The following is a 19,559-nucleotide window of genomic DNA, read 5'->3' as shown; positions in this document are numbered from 1 at the left end:
ACTGGCTGCGTGATTACCGTATGCTGCCGCTCTCTTCACTGGCGCAGCAGCAGAAAGATCTCGCCCTGCTGCAAACGGCAGCGCCTGCCGTGACGGCAAGGCTGCAACAGGCTGGCGTGCAGGTTGCTCCTCTGGATCTCAGCGCCATGACCCTGACTCCGCAGGCGTGGCTTAACAGCCCGAATAGCGAAGGTTGGCGGCTGTTATGGCTCTCGCTGCCAGACGGGCGCAGCGGAGTGCTGGTGCCGGTGGCAGGCGTGACGCACAGTGCTGAACTGGCAGGGCTGGCTGAATCACTGCCGGGCGTTAGCTGGATTGACCGCAAAGCCACGTTTGATCGGCTGTTTGCCTTTTACCGCACGCTGCTCGGCTTGCTGCTGGGTGCGGCGCTGGTGGCGATTGCGTTAAGCTTTATGCTCCGGCTGGGTATCCGTCAGGGCGCGATCAGCGTGCTGCCTTCTGTGCTGTCACTTGGCGGCGGGCTGGCGGCGCTGTCGCTCTCCGGACACCCGCTTAACCTGTTTTCCCTGCTGGCGCTGGTGCTGGTGCTGGGGATCGGAATTAATTATACCCTGTTCTTCAGTAATCCCCGGGGAACGCCGATAACTTCTCTGCTGGCGGTCACGCTGGCAATGGTGACCACGTTGCTGACGCTGGGGATGCTGGTATTCAGCAGCACTCAGGCTATTGCCAGCTTTGGCATCGTCCTGTGCAGCGGCATTTTTACCGCGTTTCTGCTGGCTCCGCTGGCGATGCCGCCAAAAAGGAAAAAGAGATGAGATTGATTGCCGTGGCCGGACTGGCCCTGTTATTGCTGGCAGGCTGTGCCCGCAAACCCGCGGAGACCACGCCGCAGGCCTGGTTAAAACCGGGGGTGCGGATAACTTTGCCTGCGCCGGGTATTACGCCCTCTTTTAATCAGCAGCAACTGCTGACCGGCACGTTCAAAGGTAAAAAGCAGTCTCTGCTGGTGCTGCTGAGTGCGGATGATAAACAGCTGACGCTGGCCGGACTTTCCGCCGTGGGTATCCGTCTGTTCCGCGTCAGCTACGATCAAAGCGGTATTCACACCGAGCAGTCCGTTATGCTGCCGGAGATGCCGCCAGCCAGCCAGGTGCTGGCTGATATCATGCTCAGCCACTGGCCGATTGCTGCCTGGCAGCCCCGTCTGCCTGCGGGCTGGACGTTAAATGACAGCGGCGACAGACGCCAGCTGCGGGACAATCATGGTGAATTGATTACCGAGATACGCTATCTGCAGCGCGGGACGCAGCGCCAGCCGGTGAGCATTCAGCAGTTTGCATTTGGCTATCAAATCATTATTCAGAATCTGGACTCATGATGATCTACATTGCGGCAGTAGGCATGCTTAACGCGCTGGGCAACGACATGGCAGACATTGCGCGCAACCTTGCACAGGGCGAAGCGCCAGGCATGCGCCCGGACAGCGGCTGGTTGCTGCATGACAAGCCCTGCTGGACCGGTAAAGTTCAGGCGAAATTGCCCGCGGTTCCTGAGTCTCTGGCAGCACACCGCTGCCGTAATAACCAATTGCTGCTGGCAGCCCTGGCGCAAATTCAGCCGCAGGTGGAGCAGGCGATTGCCTCTTTTGGCCGCGACCGTGTTGCAATCGTGCTGGGCACCAGCACTGCCGGGCTGGATGAAGCGGATCGCTTCGTTTCCGGCGAGGCTGAAGATTATCACTACTTTAAGCAGGAACTGGGCGATCCTTCCCGCTTCCTTGCGCAGTACCTTGAGGTGAGGGGCCCGGCTTACACCCTGTCGACTGCCTGTTCGTCCAGCGCCAGAGCGCTGATCAGCGGAAAAAGATTGATCGAGAGCGGGCTGGCGGATGTGGCTATCGTCGGCGGGGCGGACACGCTGAGCAGGATGCCAGTTAACGGCTTCGACAGCCTGGAATCCCTCTCGGCTGAACGCTGTGTGCCCTTCAGCCGCCAGCGCGACGGTATCACCATTGGAGAAGGGGCCGCGTTGATGCTGTTGACCCGCTCTCCGCAGAAAGTGGCCGTGCTGGGAACCGGTGAATCCTCTGACGCCTGGCATATGTCCGCACCGCATCCGGAAGGTGAGGGCGCAGTGCGGGCGATTACCATGGCATTGCAGCAGGCAGGGCTGGCTCCTGAAGCGTTGGGCTATATCAATCTGCATGGTACGGCAACGCGGCTGAACGACCAGATTGAAGCCGATGTGGTGAACAAGTTGTTTGGTGAGGCGGTTCCATGCAGCTCCACGAAGCACCTTACCGGACACACGCTGGGGGCGGCGGGGATTTGTGAAGCCGCGCTAAGCTGGCTGTTGCTGACCAGCGACATTCCGCTGCCCGCGCAGGATTTCAGCCACAGCGAACCGGATGATACGCTGGCACCCTGTGGGCTGCTGCTGCGTCCTGAACCGCTGGCCCGGCCTTATGTTTTGAGTAACTCTTTTGCTTTTGGTGGTAACAACACCTGTCTGATTCTGGGAAAGTATGATGGCTGAATTGACGAAGGCAGCGAAGTATCTGCCCCACGACGAACCGATGGTGCTGGTGGACGAGGTGATTTCCGTCTCCGGTGAGCGTGCCTGCTGTCGGGTGGTGGTCAGTCAGCAGGGTATTCTGGCACCGTTTCTCAACGCCATCGGAGAGCTGCCAGCCTGGTTCGGGATTGAAATTATCGCCCAGACCATCGGCGTATGGTCCGGCTGGCATGGTCGTCAACTTCATGACGGTAAACCCTCGCCGGGGATGCTACTGGGCGGGCGCGGCTACCGCTGTAACCAGGCTGTTTTTCCCGCCGGAGCTGAGCTGGTCGTCACCGTTACGCTGTTAATGCGTGACGAGAAAATCGGCAGCTTCGACGGTATGATCACTATTAATGGCGAACGCTACGCCAGTGGCAGGCTGAACACCTATCAGCCCGACCCACAAGAACTACAACAACTTTTGCGACAGGGTAAAAACGCATGACTCGTTCAGTATTGGTCACGGGTGGCAGCAAAGGCATTGGCCGGGCAATCGCTCTGCGCCTGGCTGCCGACGGTTTCAAGCTGGTGGTGCATTACCACAGCGATCGCGCAGGGGCAGAAGAAACGCTGCGCCAGATCCAGCAGGCTGGCGGTACAGGGCGCTGCCTGGGGTTTGATATCGCCGATCGTGAGCTGTGCCGCACGCAGCTGGAAGAGGACATTGCTGTTCATGGCGCCTATTACGGCGTGGTCAGCAATGCCGGGATTACCCGGGATGGCGCTTTCCCGGCTCTCAGCGAAGACGACTGGGACAGCGTGATCCACACCAATCTGGACAGTTTTTACAACGTGATCCATCCCTGCATCATGCCGATGATCGGCCTGCGCAAAGGCGGGCGGATTGTGACGATCTCCTCTGTTTCCGGCCTGATGGGCAACCGGGGGCAGGTGAATTACAGCGCGGCTAAAGCGGGGATTATCGGCGCGACAAAGGCGCTGGCGATTGAGCTGGCGAAGCGCAAAATTACCGTTAACTGCATCGCACCAGGTCTGATCGACACCGGCATGATCCAGATGGAACCGCTGGCGGTGGACGAAGCCCTGAAAATGATCCCGATGAAGCGGATGGGGCAGGCGGATGAAGTCGCCGGGCTGGCCAGCTATCTGATGTCGGATATTGCAGGCTATGTGACCCGTCAGGTTATTTCAGTCAACGGGGGAATGCTGTGATGCGTCGCGTGGTGGTAACCGGCATGGGGGGCGTGACCGCATTTGGCAACAGCTGGCCGCAGATTGCGGAGAAGATTCGGGGTGGCCGCAATGCCGTTAGAAAAATGCCGGAGTGGCAGGTTTATGACGGCCTGAACACGCTGCTGGGCGCACCGGTAGATGACTTTACGCTGCCCGATCATTACACCCGTAAACGCATCCGTTCGATGGGCCGGGTTTCATTGATGGCGACCCGCGCCAGTGAACTGGCGCTGGAGCAGGCTGGCCTGCTGGAGCACCCGGTTCTGACCAATGGTGAAACAGGTATTGCTTACGGTTCCTCAACCGGCAGCACCGGCCCGGTGAGCGAGTTCGCCACCATGCTGACGGAAAAACACACTAACAACATCACCGGCACCACCTATGTTCAGATGATGCCGCACACGGCTGCGGTCAATACCGGGCTGTTCTTTGGCCTGCGGGGAAGAGTGATCCCCACCTCCAGCGCCTGCACCTCTGGCAGTCAGGCCATAGGTTATGCCTGGGAAGCCATCCGTCACGGTTACCAGACGGTGATGGTGGCCGGAGGAGCGGAGGAACTTTGTCCCTCTGAAGCGGCGGTATTTGACACGCTGTTTGCCACCAGCCAGCGCAATGATGCGCCGGAAACTACGCCATCTCCGTTCGATACAAAGCGCGACGGATTGGTAATTGGGGAAGGGGCAGGGACGCTGGTGCTGGAAGAGCTGGAGCATGCTCAGGCCCGTGGCGCGACGATTTATGCGGAAATCGTCGGCTTCCACACTAACTGCGATGCGGCGCATATCACCCAACCGCAGCGGGAAACCATGCAAATCTGTATGGAAGGTGCGCTGCGATTGGCCGGGCTGAAGGCGGAAGATATTGGATATATCAATGCCCATGGCACGGCAACGGATCGCGGTGATGTAGCGGAAAGCCTGGCGACGGCGGCAATTTTCGGCAACCGCACGCCGATTTCCTCGCTGAAGAGCTATTTCGGTCACACCCTCGGAGCCTGTGGTGCGTTGGAAGCGTGGATGAGTATTGAGATGATGCGTGAGGGATGGTTCGCCCCAACGCTGAATTTGATCGAGCCGGCTGCGGATTGTGGCGAGCTGGATTACATTATGCATCAGCCGCGTGAGCTGCAAACCCGGTATATCCAGTCGAATAACTTTGCCTTTGGCGGCATCAACACCTCGCTGATTTTTCGCTGCTGGCCACAGTAACGGCAAACCAGGTAGCCGTCGCAAGATGAAGTATTGCCGCGAGAGCTGGCGCGGATTTATTCCGCGCGTGGCTCTCTTTTCATTGCACGGGTGGAAATCTTTTTTCCCCTTCCGCCCTTTCATTTTCCTTTCACGCCTCGAAAAATTGTCTTTTCCCTCAGAATCTTAGTTTTAACCTTGTTAAATCTGCAGGTTTTTTTCCGTTCATTCAGTGAGTTAACAGTTGGAAATCAGGCTTGCAATTAAGAATCGTCTGAGCATAATCAGGAATTGAATAATAATGATTCTCAGTTGTATTTTAATTCAGGGAAATAACATGGCACATTTTTCATCACCCCAGGGTCGCTTCCGGGTCACTCTGCTGGCTGCGCTGATCGGTTCTGCTGCTGCACCAGTGATCGCAGCCACAGCGAATATCGCTTCCGATGCCAATAAATCGGCCACGAAAACAGCAGGCGCCGCCGATAAGCCAAAAACGATTACCGCCAGCAGCAAAAATACCGGCGCTGCGGCAGGCAATGAGCAGACTATGACGGTAACGGCAACCCCGGATAATCACTTTACACCGGGCGGCGACCAGTTAGTCCCGGCGTATCTGGATGGCCAGATTGCCAATGGTGGACGTATAGGCATGCTGGGCGAACAGGATGCCCATAACGTGCCGTTTAACGTTATTGGCTATACCAGCAAAATGATTCAGGATCTGCAGGCGACGACCGTGAAAGATGTGGTGGCGAATGATGCTTCGGTCCAAAACCTTAAAGGTTACGGCAACTATGCTGAAACGTACCGTATCCGTGGATTTGATCTCAATGGGGATGATATGACCTTTGGAGGTCTGCCCGGCGTAATGCCACGCCAGGTGGTATCCACGCAGATGATTGAACGAGTGGAGGTGTTCAAAGGCTCCAATGCGTTAATGAATGGCCCCGGTTCGTCAGGCGTGGGCGGTATGATCAATATCGAGCCGAAACATGCGTATGACGCCCCATTGACGCGGCTGGGAGTGGATTACTCGTCGTCCTCTCAGGTTGGCACTTCGCTGGATGTGGGACGCCGTTTTGGTGATAACAATCAGTGGGGAGTCCGCGTCAACGTACTGCACCGTGAGGGCGAAACGGCGGTGGATAATGAAAAACGTCGTACCACTATGGCTTCTCTGGGTCTGGATTATCGTGGAGATAAATTACGTACCTCGCTCGATCTGGGCTATCAGAAACAGGCTTATGACGGCGGCCGTATGGGCATTAACATCAGTAAAGTTGACTTTGTCCCCACGGTACCGCGTGCCACCAGTAACTACAGCCAGGACTGGGTGTTCAGTAATCTGGAGAGCAAATTCGGTATGGCGCGTGCAGAGTATGACTTCGCCCCGGACTGGACGGCTTATGGCGCAGTGGGCGGCCAGCACTCGAAAGAGATCGGTGCCTATGCTTCACCAACCCTGACCGATGCTGACGGCTCCGCCACCATTGGCCGTATGGATACCAACAAAGTTATCGATGCATTCAGCGGCATGGCTGGCATTCGTGGCAAGTTTGATACCGGCTTTGTCAGCCATAATGTGAATATCGGCTATGCTGCCGAAACCGAGCGCGAAAAAACCGCCTATGGCATGACGCTGGCCCCGCAAGCGACCAACATCTATGACACTGCCGACGTGCCGGAACCGGCCAACACTTATTTTGGCGGCAGTCTGAGCGATCCACGGCCAACCAGCCGCTTGCGTAATGAAGGGGTGCTGTTGGCGGATACGCTGGGCCTGCTGGATGACAAAGTGCTGCTGACCGTCGGCGCTCGTCATCAGAAAGTGACGGTGCGCAACTATGCCTACGGTACCGCAATTGAAGATACGGATGCGCGCTTTACCAAATCGCGCTGGACGCCGGGTTATGGTCTGGTCATTAAACCGTGGCAGGCGATCTCACTGTATGCCAACCATATAGAGGCGCTCCAGCCTGGCGCGACGGCACCGAGTACGGCTCTCAATGCGGGTCAGGTGACGGGTATTACGCTGTCAAAACAAAATGAAGTTGGGGTGAAGCTGGATTACGGCACGCTTGGCGGCACGCTGGCGCTGTTTGATATTAAGAAACCAACCGGAATACTTAACACGGCGACCAACACCTATGGCCTGTATGGTGAGCAACGCAACCGTGGCGTGGAGCTGAATGTCTTTGGCGAGCCGATTTACGGAGTGCGTCTTAACGGCAGCGCCACCTGGCTCGATCCAAAAATGAGTAAAACCGAGAACGGCACTTACGACGGTAACGATGCCGTCGGCGTGGCGAACTTCTACACCGTACTGAGTGCGGAATACGATATCAAACCGATCGAGGGCCTGACGGCGCTGGCGCGGATGACCCATTCCGGTTCTCAGTATGCCGACGAGGCCAACACTAAAAAGCTCGACAGCTACACTACGCTGGATCTCGGCCTGCGCTATCGCATGAAGGTGCAGGAGAACGATCTGACCTGGCGTCTGGGCGTGGACAACGTCACCAACAAGAAATACTGGTCTGGTGTGGAAAGCTACGGTACCTATATCTATCAGGGCGATCCGCGTGAGCTGAAACTGTCGATGACTTATGACTTCTGACCTGAGGGGCCGTTGAGGCGGCCCTTTTTTTAGTATTAATAAACTTTCAGAGTAACAGCAGGTCATTATTCAATTCTTGAATCACTCAATGGAAAGTAACTGAAGAGTAAACAGGGCGGGGAATTTCACTCAAGTGAGTGAGAATGCGTTCTTTCAGCGATATGCTGTGCTACACTTTCGCCTTCCTGAATTTCAGTGGCACGGAGCCAGCCAGAAAAGGAGATGCGGAAGCATAAATAATATTCGTTATTTTTTCGTTAATCCCCGGCTGAGTTCAGACTTATTACGCTTTGCGCAGACAGCGCAGGATGATTTGAACGATTTTACTGGCGCTGAGGACAGGACGTTTGGCCAGTTAAGTGGCTATCATGACAGAACGTCCGGAAAACGATCCCCCGAAAGAGCCCCGTTACCTGCTGGATGATGCTCAATTTGCCATTGTGGTACTTGCAGTCACCTCTTTTACACTTATAATCTTTGTACTGATCATTACTTTGTTGATGACGTAATGCGCTGGTCTGCGCTTGTAATGAGCTTTAGGAGAAAGACCGTATGGATACGAGAGAGGATCGACTGCTGGCTCTGGTAGGGCTATTGTCCGCCGGGCTGATCACCGTAATTGTGCTGTTTACTTTGACCTGGCTGTCTGACGTTCGCCGTATGCCCAGCCAACCCTCCAGTCCGGAAACCTGCCTGCCCGAAAAAACTCAGCCTTCCTGAACCGTTTTTTTCAGTCTGATCTGCTGACTGCGAATTTCCAGCGCATATGGCTCGTAGGGCGTGCGATTTCCGTTGGCATCTGGCAGGCCAAACAGGCCGCCTGGCGAGCGGCGGTCATCAGCCCAGGAAGGGTAGTCCACCGCCGGAAAAACAGAGATGCCTTCCATCTGCACGCCCTGATCCATTGCCAGATTGACCTGTTCCACCACGCCTGAAAGCCAGGGTACGCGCATTTCCCCTTCAGCTCCCGTTTCCGCGAGCAGCAATGGACGCTGGTAACGCTGCCAGACTTCCAGCAACAGGCTGGACAGTGGGCGATAGCTCGGGCTGTGGCTGTCGAGCGGATCGCCATTCACCGTCCACTGATTATCCGGATAGTAGTTCAGACCGAGAATATCCAGCAGGCTGCTGTCACCGCCCAATTCAGGGTGCAGGCGTCCGCTGAGCATGTCCCACGCCTCGAACTGAGCGTGATGCTGGCGGTTTGCTTCCTCGCGGGAAGCTGCAGAATCATCCGCTGCTGCCACGTGAACCAGTGGATCGGTCAGCACGAATCGTGCGCCTGGCAGCTCTTCACGTATTGCCCACATGGCGGCGACCGAAGCCCTGACCAGCTGCTGTTTCAACTCGCGTCCCCGGCCGGTTGCGTGCGGATTAAACCAGGCCACGTCGGCTCCGGCCCATGACCAGAAAGAGACCTGATTCATCGGAGTAACAAAAGGCGCGGCATATCCCTCGTCCCGCATCAACTTTGCCATTGCTCTGGCAAAAGCAGCAAAACTGTCGACAAACGCTGGCTGCCAGATATCCAGATGATCGGGCCAGCCGAAGTGGGCCAGCTCCCAGATCAGCTCAATACCGTTATTCTCTGCGGCATGTAACATGGGCAGAAGTGTTGACCAGTCATATTCGCCCGGTGTTTTTTCGATCAGGTACCAGCGCGCGCCATCGCGGGCTGTCTGTAACTGGTAGTCAGCCAGATGGGCATAATCTTTTTCCAGCAGCGTGTCATGACCGCTGTTGATCACAAGGTCCACGCGGCGGCCTTCTCCACGACAGGCGGTGGAGCAGGCGAAGCTGCCCTGAAAGAAACTTTTAAACAGATGCGGGCTGTGCCGTTGCGGCGGCAATTCATGCGTTGGTTTCATGTCGCTCTCCTCGATGCATGCCCGGTCCGGGTAATGCGCTAAGTTTAGACCACCAGCCCCGGAGTGCCGGGGGCCGTTACGTGCGCCTTAATCAGAACAGTCGTATGACATTTAATAAAAAACCGGATCGATAATAGATCCTGTACGATAATCGTCTCTTATCCCTCCCGGCCGGGAGGGGAGCTCATTGATATGGTAGACCAGAGGATTGCGCGTGGCTGAAGCTTTTACACCAGAAACTGACGAGACCGTGCCAACCCGGACCCGACTGACCCGCGCCGTTTCCTCGCTGGTAGAGAACCATCCTGAACACAGTGGCATTCACTCTCTTGAAGAGGGACTTGATGCCTTTGCCGCGCGCTACCTGCTGACCTCAATGGCAGAGCATACCCTCGATATCCAGTATTACATCTGGCAGAACGACATGTCCGGGCGACTGTTGTTCAGCGCGGTACTGGAGGCGGCCGATCGCGGCGTGAAAGTTCGCCTGCTGCTCGATGACAATAACACGATGGGGCTGGATGAGACGCTGACCGCCCTGAGCCGCCATGACAATATTGAAGTGCGGCTGTTTAATCCGTTCTCCTTCCGGACTTTGCGGGCGCTGGGCTACCTGAGCGATTTCGCCCGGCTGAACCGCCGGATGCACAACAAAAGCTTCACTGTCGATGATGAGATCACCATTGTGGGCGGCCGGAATATCGGCGATGAGTATTTTGGTGCCGGGGAGGAGCCGCTTTTCTCCGACCTCGACGTACTGGCTATTGGTCCGGTAGTGGAAGAGGTCAGCGTGGATTTCGAACGCTACTGGCAGAGCAAGGCCGTCGAGCCGTTCAGTAAGGTGGTGGACATTGAGACTGAGGCGGAACGAGAGGCGATTAAATTACCGGAAGCCTGGCGCAGCGATCCGCAGGTGAAGCGTTACCTGCAGCGGATTAATGCTTCCTTGTTCGTGACCCAAATAGATGCCGGTGAACTGCCGCTGACCTGGGCCAGAACCCGGTTACTGAGCGACGATCCTCGCAAGGGATTAGGCCGTGCCAGGGCCGGTTCGCTGTTGCCCGCGCGTATGCTGGAAGTGATCGGTAAACCGCAGCAACAGTTTGATATTATCTCTGCCTATTTTGTGCCTACCAGAGCAGGCGTGGCTCAGCTGCTGGCGCTGGTCAGAAAAGGGGTCAGGATTGCCATTCTTACTAACTCCCTGGCCGCGAATGATGTCTCGGTGGTTCACGCGGGCTATGCCAAATGGCGCAAGAAGCTGTTACGACACGGCATCACCCTGTATGAGCTGAAGCCCCACTCTGGTAACAGTGACCGGCCTCACGACCGCGGCCTGACCGGTAATTCCGGGTCGAGCCTGCATGCGAAAACTTTCAGCGTCGATAACGAGAAAGTCTTTATCGGTTCGTTTAACTTTGACCCGCGCTCGGCGATGCTGAACACCGAAATGGGCTTTGTGATTGAAAGTGAATCGCTGGCGACCAGTATTCACCAGCGGTTTATTAACCGGATGCGCGATCGTGCCTGGACCCTGCGGCTGGACAAGTGGGGCCGGGTGAACTGGGTGGAGTATCCGGGAGAAGGGGCAAGCGAAGTGGTGCATAAACATGAGCCGCGTACCCGATTTATGCAGCGGCTGTTGGTGCGTCTGGTGTGGCGGCTGCCTATTGAATGGCTGCTTTAAAACAGCGGGGCCAATGAATTCGCCCCTTACCGGTGGGAAGTACACGATAAGGGGCGGAATTTATTGCCGCGGCTTAAACTGTTCAGCGCTGTGGCTTGCCTGAGAACAGGAAGCGTAGCACTGGGATCCGCAGGTGGATCTCGTAAAGAATAAAAGCGATGCCAAAGACAAACAGCAGGCCGGTAAAGAAGCCCAGCGTGTTATTGCTGATCTCCGGAACAAAGAAGATACCGTACAAAATGGTCAGCGGGTGGTGCACCAGATAAATAAACAGCGAGGCATTTACCAGGTAAGTCACCCGTGGAGAATGTGAATTCAGCATGCGGTGGCCCAGTGAGAAGACCACGTTCACCATCCACAGTCCCATCATCATTGATACCACCGCATCAATCTCATACAGCCAGCCTTCTCCTTTGCTGTACGTCTGGTTGGCAACGTAGGCAACAAAAGCCAGTGCCGACCCGATAAACGTCCAGGGGATCGGCTTTACAAACAGCTCTTTAATTTTCGGGTATTTCCACGCCATTGCGCCTAGCACAAAGAATGGCAGGAAGAACAGTGACTGCATCACACCGTAATTGAACAGACCATTACCCAGTAACTGAGGTTCAAAAATAAACAGCAGGCGACGGATAGCACCCCAGGCAAGACTGCACAGCAGAATCGCAAAGCTGAGTTTCGTCCAGGTGAGGTCAGAATATTCTGTTTTTGCCGCCTTGCCATCGCGCAGCCATTTAAACATCCAGGTGCCGGCAATAGTCAGTGCTACCAGGACCAGCAGAAACCACAGGTGAGAGATTAAATCCCAGGTCAGGGCGTTAAATTTCTCATACCGCGAAAGGGTGCTCCAGTCACCAATTTTGGTGGTCCAGGCTTTAATCATAAAAAATTGCGGCAGGGTCAGCAGCGGAATGGCGGCCAGCATGGGAATGCCGACCCGTTCCAGGCGCACCTTCAGCCAGTGCTGGCGGCTGTAACGCAGAAACAGCATATAGGAAAAATAGCCGGAAATGACGAAGAAAACCTGCATGCGAAAAGCATGGATAAAATCGTTCAAAATCGTCAGCCATTCGGAAGGGGCCGGGCTGTTAACTGACCATGATTGGGTGGAATAAATCAGTGAGACGTGAAAAGGAACGCCTAAAAGCATCAGATAGGCCCTGATTGAATCAAAAAAATACTCTCTTTGCTGTGTTTTTTTAGTCATGTTCATCCAATATTCAACACGTTGCAGCGTTTGCTCACCCTGAGCCACGCTAAAGCTTAACGCTTACTTTAGTTTAGAAAACCCGGGTATACTATCAGGCGAATCTGTATCCGCTAAGCACTTGAGAACAGGGCGCTAAAAGCAGCAGTCAGGAGGAACTATCACGTTGTTGAGCTGTCGGAATGCTGAATTATCCATTAAGATGGATGGGATTGTTTTGAGCACACGAAAGGGGGGGATGTGCTGATTAAAATGAAGAATAAGCCAAAACTGATGAAATTACGCTGGCTTGGCGTAACAGTTTTGCTGTCAATGTATGCCAGCTCAAGCTGGGCTTTCAGCATTGATGACGTCGCAAAACAGGCGAAAGATTTAGCAGGGAAAGGGTACGAAGCGCCGAAAAGCAATTTACCTTCCCAATTGCGTGACATGAAATATGCCGACTACCAGCAGATTCAGTTCAATCGTGATAAATCCTGGTGGAGCAAGCTGAAGACCCCGTTCAAGCTCGAGTTCTACCATCAGGGAATGTACTTTGACACGCCGGTAAAAATTAACGAAGTCACCGCGTCTACCGTGCGTGAGATTAAATACTCGCCGGACTATTTTAATTTCGGCAACGTTAAACACGATCCGGAAACGGTTAAAAACCTCGGCTTTGCCGGGTTTAAAGTGCTGTATCCACTGAACAGCAAAAACAAGAAAGACGATGAGATCTCCAGCTTCCTTGGTGCCAGCTACTTCCGCGTGATCGGCGCGGGCCAGGTGTATGGTCTTTCTTCCCGCGGGTTGGCTATCGACACGGCGTTGCCGTCCGGTGAAGAGTTCCCGCGCTTTAAAGAATTCTGGGTGGAGCGCCCAAAACCAGCAGACAAACATCTGGTGATCTATGCGCTGCTGGATTCGCCACGCGCGTCCGGTGCTTATCGCTTTGTGATCACCCCAGGCAAAGATTCTACTGTGGACGTGCAGTCCAAAGTGTATCTGCGTGACAAAGTTGGCAAGCTGGGTGTGGCTCCGCTGACCAGTATGTTCCTGTTTGGTCCTAACCAGCCATCGTCACAGATTAACTACCGTCCGGCGCTGCATGACTCCAACGGTCTGTCGATCCATGCCGGTAATGGCGAGTGGATCTGGCGTCCGCTGAATAACCCGAAACATCTGGCGGTCAGCACCTTCACCGTCGAGAACCCGAAAGGTTTCGGCCTGCTGCAGCGCGGGCGTGACTTTGCGCAGTACCAGGATCTGGACGATCGTTACGATCTCCGTCCGAGCGGCTGGATTGAGCCACAGGGAGACTGGGGCAAAGGCCACGTTGAACTGGTTGAGATCCCCACTGCGGATGAAACCAACGACAATATCGTTGCCTTCTGGACACCGGAAAAACTGCCGGATCCGGGCAAAGAGATGAATTTTAACTACCGTCTGCACTTCACCCGCGATGAAAGCGCGTTGCATTCGCCTGAAACGGCCTATGTGAAAAATACGCTGCGCTCCACTGGCGATGTGAAACAGTCCAACCTGGTTCGCCAGCCTGACGGCACGGTGGCCTTCATCGTTGACTTTACCGGTCAGGATATGAGCAAGCTGCCGGAAAACACTCCGGTCACGCCGCAGGTCAGTATTGGTAACAACGGTGAACTGGTGGAAAACAGCGTGCGCTACAATCCGGTCACCAAAGGCTGGCGTCTGATTATGCGTCTGCGCGTAAAAGACACCAAGCAGCCGACCGAAATGCGTGCTGCGCTGGTTAACGGTGATAAGACGCTGACAGAAACCTGGAGCTATCAGTTGCCTGCCAATGAATAAGTCTACTGCTATACCCACTGACTATATCGATGCGCTGCCCCTTTCCGCTGAGCGGAAGAGGGCGCTACGTGATACGCTGCCCGGGCAGCCTGACGAAGCCTTCGGCCAGCTGCACCAGTCGCTGGCCGAAGGCGGACCGGTGGAGACTCGTCCCGACGACGTACCGCTGGAGTCAGTGAAGTCGCGTATCGAGATGACGTGGCCGGATTCCGTGGGCAAAGGCGAACAGTTTGATAAAGACCAACTGGATCGCACCACGCTGAAGGCGATGCCGCGCCACACCCGTTCATCCATGTATCCGGAAGCCTGGCGCACCAACCCCGTGGGGCGTGCCTGGGATTCTCTGCGTGGCCGTAAATCCAAACCGCGTTACAGCAACCCGGAAGAGCAGCGCCAGGAAGATAAGTGGCGTCACGTTGGCTCGATCCGTCGCTACATTTTACTGCTGCTGACCATCGCGCAGACCGTGGTGGCGACCTGGTACATGAAAACCATTCTGCCTTACCAGGGCTGGGCACTGATTGACCCAATGGAGATGCTTGACCAGAACTGGCAGCAGTCTGTGCTGCAGATCCTGCCTTATGTCCTGCAAACCGGGATCCTGTTCCTGTTCGCCGTGCTGTTCTGCTGGGTTTCGGCCGGGTTCTGGACCGCGCTGATGGGCTTTCTGCAGCTAATGATCGGCAAGGACAAGTACAGTATCTCCTATGGCCTGAAAGGCGATGAGCCGATTAACCCGGAGCACCGTACCGCCCTGATCATGCCGATCTGTAACGAAGATGTGGAACGTGTCTTCGCCGGTCTGCGGGCGACCTGGGAGTCCGTCGTCAGAACGGGCGAGCAGCAGAATTTCGATGTTTATGTGCTGAGTGACAGTTACAACCCTGATATCGCACTGGCTGAACAGAAAGCCTGGATGGAGTTGGTTCGCGATGTGGGTGGGGAAGGGCGCATCTTCTATCGCCGCCGTCGCCGTCGCGTGAAGCGTAAAAGCGGCAACATTGATGACTTCTGCCGTCGCTGGGGTAGCCAGTACAGCTACATGGTAGTGCTGGATGCGGACAGCGTGATGAGCGGTGAGTGTCTCACCGGTCTGGTGCGCATGATGGAAGCCAATCCGAACGCCGGTATTATCCAGTCTTCGCCTAAAGCATCAGGCATGGATACGCTGTATGCACGTTGCCAGCAGTTTGCCACCCGTGTTTATGGCCCATTGTTTACCGCCGGCCTGCACTTCTGGCAGTTGGGTGAGTCCCACTACTGGGGTCACAACGCTATTATCCGCGTGAAGCCGTTTATCGAGCACTGTGCGCTGGCACCGCTACCAGGTGAAGGCTCCTTCGCCGGTTCGATTCTGTCGCATGACTTCGTGGAAGCTGCACTGATGCGTCGTGCGGGCTGGGGCGTATGGATTGCTTACGATCTGCCGGGTTCCTATGAGGAGCTGCCGCCAAACCTGCTGGATGAACTGAAGCGTGACCGTCGCTGGTGTCACGGCAACCTGATGAACTTCCGCCTGTTCCTGGTGAAAGGTATGCACCCGGTTCACCGTGCGGTGTTCCTGACGGGGGTGATGTCCTATCTGTCGGCTCCGCTGTGGTTTATGTTCCTTGCGCTCTCCACGGCCCTGCAGGTAGTGCATACGTTGATGGAGCCGCAGTACTTCCTGCAGCCCCGGCAGCTGTTCCCGGTATGGCCGCAGTGGCGTCCTGAACTGGCTATTGCGCTGTTCTCCACCACGATGGTGCTGCTGTTCCTGCCGAAACTGCTCAGTATTATGCTGATCTGGTTCAAGGGGGCGAAGCAATATGGCGGTGTGTTCCGCGTTACCGTGTCTCTGTTCCTGGAGATGCTGTTCTCGGTCCTGCTCGCTCCGGTACGCATGCTGTTCCACACCGTGTTTGTGGTCAGCGCGTTTCTCGGCTGGGAAGTGGTGTGGAACTCTCCACAGCGTGATGATGATGCCACGCCCTGGGGCGAAGCATTTAAACGTCATGGTTCGCAGATGGCACTGGGTATCGTTTGGGCGGCAGGAATGGGCTGGCTGGATCTGAATTTCCTGTGGTGGCTGGCACCGATTGTCTTCTCGCTGATCCTGTCTCCGTTCGTTTCGGTATTCTCAAGCCGATCAACAACAGGTAACGCATCCAAGCGCGCTAAACTGTTCCTGATCCCTGAAGAGTACAATCCGCCTAAGGAGCTGTTGGATACCGATTGCTACGTGGAGCTTAACCGCTCACGCGCACTGAAGGATGGCTTTATGCACGCGGTGTTTAACCCGTCGTTCAATGCCCTTGCCAGTGCGATGGCCACCTCCCGCCACCTGAAAAGTGATGTGCTGGAGTTTGCCCGCGACCGTCAGATTGATCAGGCGCTGAGCGAGTCACCGAAAAAGCTGGATCGCGATCGTCGTCTGGCACTGATCAGCGACCCGGTGACGTTGTCCAGGATGCATTATCGCCTGTGGCAGCATGCCGATAAGTATCACGACTGGTTTGATTACTATCAGTCGTTGAAGATGAATCCTGAGGCGATTCAGACTGCGAAGTCTTAATCTCAGGGCACAAAAAACCGGGAATAGTTTCCCGGTTTTTTTTCGCCTGAATCCGGCAGCTTTACAGATATTTTGCATTCCAGCTTCTGTCTGTTGCAGACTGTTGCTGTACAATGGCGCGTTTTTTATTCAGCTGAATGGTTAAAAATGATGTCGACAATAACTCGTGGGTTGCTGCTGGGGCTTTGTGTCATGCTACTGAGCGGTTGTGGCAGCATTATCAGCCGCACGATGCCGGGACAAGGCCATGGCAATCAGTTTTATCCTGGCGTGCAGTGGGATGTCCGTGACACGCCCTGGCGCTTTCTGACGATTATCGACCTGCCGCTGTCGCTGGTGGTCGATACGTTGCTGCTGCCGGTGGATGCGCATCACGGTCCCTACGAATAGGGCATATCAGGCGTAGTTGTCAGAGTCGGTATTGTCGTCTTCCCACTCTTCCGCTGCGGCCTCGCCTTCTTCACTGTCGGCCGGGGGTTCCAGCTGGAACTCGCCTTCATCCCATTCGTGCAGAGTATTCTCTGGTTGCCACTCCTGACGCAGCTCGATCTCGTCAAAATCACCGTCAAAGATGCTCTGAGCGGCCTCGCCGCTGCGCAGCGACAGGCACTCACCTTCGTCGCCTTCATCGGCAAAGAACTCTGCCTGCCACATGATATCGCCATCCTGCATCACATATTTCTGCAGGTTAAACTGGCTCACCGAAGCTTCATCCTCTTCCTGTTCCGGGTTTGCAGCCAGGAACTCTTCACGTGCGGCGTCTATCGCCTCTTCCAGCGTTGCGAACATGCTCATGGGGTTTCTCCATCACTATAAATGCAGGTTTAGAAAAGGATAGTCGAACTTTAGCTGGGGTAAACGGATGACGGAAAAAAAACTGCTGATAAATTGTAGTTAAGTATCAATGGTATAAACATAACAATAACCGACAGGGGCATTTTAAGAGCGAACGCGGACGGGCAACGGCTTAGTCCAGGAGGGAGAAGCCTGTCCTGTAGAACCGGAAAAAGTATCTGCCTTAAAAAGACATCTCACCATTACCGGCTCCGTTAAATGTCTATTCTGTTTCTTGCTGGCCAGTGAATTTAATTCTCAGCGCATAGCGGGCCAGTTCAGCGGCCCAGAAACAGAACATATGGCCGGTGATCTCTGAAAAATGCTCGTCCAGCGGCTGATTCCAGGGGGCAGGGACAGTGCCAAACAGCGGCAGCAACACTATATGGAAAACAAACCAGATCATCAGGCCATAAAAAGCACCCTGCCATAATTTAATGCCGGGTCTGAATTCAGCGATCAGGCAATAGAGTGCAGCGAAGGTGATGGAGAAGCCAAAGTGCATAATAAAGCTGATGATCGGGCGGGGGTAATCACTGTAAAGGTAGGTCAGATGGGTGAAATCAAAAGAAAATCCCAGCTGCTGCAGGATTTGCTGAGGGGGATTGGTGAGGTCTCTCAGCGGTGTTCGTGGCGGGAAGGGAATCTCCCAGCCCAGTTTGACGATCGCACAAATGAAGCCAGTAATGATGCCGAGCAGAATGGCGAGTGCTATTTTATCCTTCATGGTTGAGCATTTCATAATACGTCCTCTGTATAAAGATGAATAACCTGTGCGCTCAGGCACTCATCTTTTGTACGCCTGTTAATCCAGTTCCTCAAGGTAGGATCGGCGGTTTCGTAAACTCAGCCACGAATAGAGCGCGTTAAACGCCACCACGCAGGCAGTGACTACAAAAACTGTGCGATAGCCCCAATGCGCTGACACCACTGCACCCATCAGTGGACCGGTGACGTTGCCGATATCACGGAAGGATTGGTTATAGCTGAAGATGCGTCCGGCCACCTGATTGCTGGCGTTATAGATCAGCAGAGTCTGGACTGCGGGCAACAGCGCGCCATCGGCTGCACCCAGCAGGAAGCGCAAAATCCCCAGTTGCAACGGGTTCTGCACCAGCGACATCGGTAGCAGCAACAACACTGAGACAATCAGCATGGCAATCAGAATACGTTCCGGGCCTATACGGTCTCCGAGTTTGCCCAATCCTGGCGCACTGATTAAGGCCGCCACCCCAGGAACGGAGGCTATCAACCCACTGACAAAGGCCAGATTCTGAATATTTCCGGCCAGATCCCTGACATAGAGCGTGAGGATTGGAGCAATTGATCCTGTGGCCACCTGAATAATCATCGTGGTGACAAACAGTGACAGAACCAGCTTCGGACTTTTCAGCGAAATGAACACCTGACGAACATGCAGCATGTCCTTTTTCTTCACCGGAATAAACTCTTCACGGATGGAAAACAGCGTCATGATAAAGCAGATAAACAGTACCGTAGCGGTGATAAAGAACACCGGACGCAGGCCGAAACTGTCGGCGAGCAGGCCACCGATAAGCGGACCAATCAGCGCGCCACTGACTGCACCCGTGGAGAGCCAGCCGAGCGCCCAGCCGCTCTTGGTACGCGGAACCTGAGTGGCAATCAGCGCGTTGGCATTTGGCACAAAGCCGCCCAGCAGGCCGAGCAGTGCACGCAGCGCCAGAAACTGCCAGATTGAGGTCGCCATTCCCATGAGCAGCATCACTATCGCCATTCCCAGCGCCGAGCGCAGCAGCATGATTTTCCTGCCTTTGCGATCGGCCAGGCCGCCCCAAAAGGGGGAGGCAATCGCCGAGAACAGGAAGGTGATACTGAACACCAGCCCTGACCACAGGTTCAGGGATTCCGGGTTAGTGACGCCGAGCAGTTCGACATAAAGCGGCAGGAAGGGCATCACCAGGCTGAATGCTACACCGGTAAGAAAGCAGCCGCACCAGGCGACAAACAGGTTTTTTTGCCAGTGAATCGAAGAGAGCGGAACGTCGGTGGTAGCCATGCGCGATGTGGGACCTGTAGGGTAAGATTTATTATTAG

16 protein-coding genes and 1 pseudogene are annotated in these 19,559 nt (G+C 55.1%); 12 read left to right on the top strand and 5 right to left on the bottom strand.

All coding sequences use genetic code 11. The features are described from left to right. The 8 genes and pseudogenes from GSQ70_RS14040 to GSQ70_RS25770 form a co-directional block, all read left to right on the top strand. Nucleotides 1-779 (top strand): annotated as a pseudogene (locus GSQ70_RS14040) (MMPL family transporter); the annotation flags it as partial. Next, entirely contained in the window at nt 776-1,342 is a 567-nt protein-coding gene (locus tag GSQ70_RS14035; protein ID WP_158783114.1) for a DUF3261 domain-containing protein, read from the top strand. The pseudogene GSQ70_RS14040 and the gene GSQ70_RS14035, both read left to right, overlap by 4 nt. Then, nucleotides 1,342-2,499, top strand: coding sequence for a beta-ketoacyl-[acyl-carrier-protein] synthase family protein (locus GSQ70_RS14030; protein WP_158785316.1), 1,158 nt, complete (start codon nt 1,342-1,344; stop codon nt 2,497-2,499). Before GSQ70_RS14035 ends, GSQ70_RS14030 begins: the two co-directional genes overlap by 1 nt. Next, nucleotides 2,492-2,968, top strand: coding sequence for a hotdog family protein (locus tag GSQ70_RS14025; RefSeq protein ID WP_158783113.1), 477 nt, complete (start codon nt 2,492-2,494; stop codon nt 2,966-2,968). Before GSQ70_RS14030 ends, GSQ70_RS14025 begins: the two co-directional genes overlap by 8 nt. After that, a complete protein-coding gene (locus GSQ70_RS14020) occupies nt 2,965-3,696 on the top strand; it encodes a 3-ketoacyl-ACP reductase FabG2 (protein ID WP_158783112.1) in 732 nt (243 codons plus the stop codon). The genes GSQ70_RS14025 and GSQ70_RS14020 overlap by 4 nt, the downstream gene beginning before the upstream one ends. Next, nucleotides 3,693-4,925, top strand: a complete 1,233-nt coding sequence (locus GSQ70_RS14015; RefSeq protein ID WP_199257263.1) for a beta-ketoacyl-ACP synthase — start codon at nt 3,693-3,695, stop codon at nt 4,923-4,925. The genes GSQ70_RS14020 and GSQ70_RS14015 overlap by 4 nt, the downstream gene beginning before the upstream one ends. Nucleotides 4,926-5,241: 316 nt before the next feature. Continuing rightward, nucleotides 5,242-7,524, top strand: a complete 2,283-nt coding sequence (locus tag GSQ70_RS14010) for a TonB-dependent siderophore receptor (RefSeq protein WP_158783111.1) — start codon at nt 5,242-5,244, stop codon at nt 7,522-7,524. A 552-nt stretch (nt 7,525-8,076) separates the two neighbouring features. Next, nucleotides 8,077-8,244 (top strand): hypothetical protein, encoded by a 168-nt coding sequence (locus GSQ70_RS25770; RefSeq protein ID WP_199257262.1) that lies wholly within the window; start codon nt 8,077-8,079, stop codon nt 8,242-8,244. Here GSQ70_RS25770 and GSQ70_RS14000 read toward each other — a convergent pair. Next, nucleotides 8,232-9,392 (bottom strand): beta-glucosidase, encoded by a 1,161-nt coding sequence (locus GSQ70_RS14000; RefSeq protein ID WP_158783109.1) that lies wholly within the window; start codon nt 9,390-9,392, stop codon nt 8,232-8,234. The two genes, GSQ70_RS25770 and GSQ70_RS14000, sit on opposite strands and share 13 nt — an antisense overlap. Before the next feature lie 214 nt (nt 9,393-9,606). On the opposite strand from GSQ70_RS14000, the gene GSQ70_RS13995 reads away from it, so the two are divergent. Further along, nucleotides 9,607-11,079 (top strand): phospholipase D family protein, encoded by a 1,473-nt coding sequence (locus tag GSQ70_RS13995; RefSeq protein ID WP_158783108.1) that lies wholly within the window; start codon nt 9,607-9,609, stop codon nt 11,077-11,079. An 82-nt stretch (nt 11,080-11,161) separates the two neighbouring features. Here the strand turns inward: GSQ70_RS13995 and mdoC are convergent, their stop codons facing one another. Further along, entirely contained in the window at nt 11,162-12,286 is a 1,125-nt protein-coding gene (gene mdoC / locus GSQ70_RS13990) for a glucans biosynthesis protein MdoC (RefSeq protein ID WP_158783107.1), read from the bottom strand. 270 nt (nt 12,287-12,556) lie between these two features. Here mdoC and GSQ70_RS13985 point away from each other — a divergent pair, with 270 nt between their 5' ends. The 3 genes from GSQ70_RS13985 (at nt 12,557) to GSQ70_RS13975 (ending at nt 17,039) form a co-directional block, all read left to right on the top strand. Next, nucleotides 12,557-14,095, top strand: a complete 1,539-nt coding sequence (locus tag GSQ70_RS13985) for a glucan biosynthesis protein G (protein ID WP_199257330.1) — start codon at nt 12,557-12,559, stop codon at nt 14,093-14,095. Further along, entirely contained in the window at nt 14,088-16,649 is a 2,562-nt protein-coding gene (gene mdoH, locus GSQ70_RS13980; RefSeq protein WP_158783106.1) for a glucans biosynthesis glucosyltransferase MdoH, read from the top strand. The genes GSQ70_RS13985 and mdoH overlap by 8 nt, the downstream gene beginning before the upstream one ends. Before the next feature lie 147 nt (nt 16,650-16,796). Then, nucleotides 16,797-17,039 carry a YceK/YidQ family lipoprotein gene (locus tag GSQ70_RS13975; protein ID WP_370521061.1) on the top strand — a complete coding sequence of 81 codons (243 nt, stop codon included), beginning with the start codon at nt 16,797-16,799 and terminating at the stop codon, nt 17,037-17,039. Nucleotides 17,040-17,045: 6 nt separating this feature from the next. On the opposite strand, the gene GSQ70_RS13970 is transcribed toward GSQ70_RS13975, so the two are convergent. The 3 genes from GSQ70_RS13970 to mdtG all read right to left on the bottom strand — a co-directional run bounded on the left by GSQ70_RS13970 (nt 17,046) and on the right by mdtG (nt 19,521). Continuing rightward, nucleotides 17,046-17,444, bottom strand: a complete 399-nt coding sequence (locus tag GSQ70_RS13970; protein ID WP_158783105.1) for a MysB family protein — start codon at nt 17,442-17,444, stop codon at nt 17,046-17,048. A 262-nt stretch (nt 17,445-17,706) separates the two neighbouring features. Further along, entirely contained in the window at nt 17,707-18,225 is a 519-nt protein-coding gene (locus tag GSQ70_RS13965) for a DUF1440 domain-containing protein (RefSeq protein ID WP_158783104.1), read from the bottom strand. A 63-nt stretch (nt 18,226-18,288) separates the two neighbouring features. Beyond that, entirely contained in the window at nt 18,289-19,521 is a 1,233-nt protein-coding gene (gene mdtG / locus GSQ70_RS13960; RefSeq protein ID WP_158783103.1) for a multidrug efflux MFS transporter MdtG, read from the bottom strand. Between the last annotated feature and the right edge of the window lie 38 nt (nt 19,522-19,559).

It is taken from the genome of Pantoea sp. BAV 3049 (genome assembly GCF_009765445.1).
In the GTDB taxonomy this organism is placed as follows: domain Bacteria; phylum Pseudomonadota; class Gammaproteobacteria; order Enterobacterales; family Enterobacteriaceae; genus Erwinia.
Note: the sequence above shows the minus strand (reverse complement) of the source record. Positions and strands in the feature narration are given on the sequence as shown.